This is a genomic window from Actinoplanes sp. NPDC051343, assembly GCF_044455125.1.
In the GTDB taxonomy this organism is placed as follows: domain Bacteria; phylum Actinomycetota; class Actinomycetes; order Mycobacteriales; family Micromonosporaceae; genus Actinoplanes.
Window position 1 is genome coordinate 1 of the sequence record NZ_JBITEL010000056.1, and the last position, 1,372, is coordinate 1,372.

Below are 1,372 nucleotides of genomic sequence, written 5' to 3' on the forward strand. Positions count from 1 at the left end.
CTAGTACTGCAACGGCACATGCGTATCGGTTGGCTTCTGGTCGCGTTGACTGTTCGTGACTTACGTTGATGTCGAGTCGTGGCAGGCCGAGCTGGATGGGCTGCTGGATAGGGTTGGTCCGCGTTTCGGCAGGTCGGAGCCGCGTGAGCGGGCAGCGCGGTATGTCAGTGGTCTGGTTGCTGGGCTGGAACGCAAGAACGGCTGGACCCTGGCGGAGCACGCCGGTGAGGTAAGCCCGGACGGGATGCAACGGTTGCTGCGCCGCGCGGACTGGGACATCGACGCAGTGCGTGACGACATCCGGAACTATGTGGTCGACCGGCTCGGGCATACCGGGGCGGTACTGGTCATCGACGACACCGGGTTCATCAAGAAAGGGCTGCTCTCGGCAGGTGTGCAGCGGCAATACACCGGCACGAGCGGCAAGAAGGACAACTGCCAGATCGGCACGTTCCTGGCTTACGTCGCTCCGGCCGGACACGCCTTGATCGACCGGCACCTGTATTTACCGGAGTCGTGGACCAGTGACCGCGATCGTTGCCGGCAGGCCCGGATCCCCGACGATACCGAGTTCCAGACCAAGCCCAGCGTGGCTCTGGACATGCTGCAACGCGCCGTTGACGCGGACGTGCCGTTCACCTGGTTCACCGCGGACGAAGCGTTCGGCCAGGTCAAATACATCCGCGTCTGGCTCGAGGAACGCGACGTGTTCCACGTGGTCGCGACCCGCTGCAACGACGACGTATCCGCTCGCGACATCGGCTACGGCCGAGCCGACGACATCATCGCTGGGCTGCCGACTTCGGCATGGAAACGGATGTCCTGCGGCGACGGCGCCCACGGCCCACGCCTCTACGACTGGGCCAAAGTCGCGATCCGTCCCTCCTGGCGGCCGGGCCGCGGCCACTGGCTCCTGGCCCGGCGCAGCATCAGCGACCCGACCGAGATCGCCTACTACATCTGCTACGCACCCCGGCGCACCACCCTGGCCACGCTGATCTGGGTCGCCGGACGGCGCTGGCCGGTCGAGGAATGCTTCAAGCAAGCCAAGCAGGAAGCCGGCCTGGACGACTATCAAGTCCGGACCTGGCGCGGCTGGTACGCCCACATCACCTTGTCGATGCTCGCACTGGCCTGGCTCGCCGTGATCCGCGCCGCCGAGCAGCAAAAAGGGGAACCAGCCCCGACCACGACGACCTCGTACCCATCAGCGTCCCGGAAGCCCGCCGGCTAATCGCTCGGCTGCTCGACAGCCACCACCCGGACAACGACCACGTCGTCAGCTGGTCACGCTTCCGACGACGCAGACAACGACAAGCCGAACTATCCCACTGGCGCAGAAGATCAACTTAAGTGCCGTTGCAGTACTAGG

1 protein-coding gene is annotated in these 1,372 nt (G+C 65.2%); it reads left to right on the forward strand.

Going from position 1 to position 1,372, the window contains the following annotated elements:
- Positions 1–55 precede the first annotated feature (55 nt).
- On the forward strand, positions 56–1,234 hold the full coding sequence (locus ACIA5C_RS48630) for an IS701 family transposase (RefSeq protein WP_396068205.1): 1,179 nt from the start codon (positions 56–58) through the stop codon (positions 1,232–1,234).
- Positions 1,235–1,372: the final 138 nt, after the last annotated feature.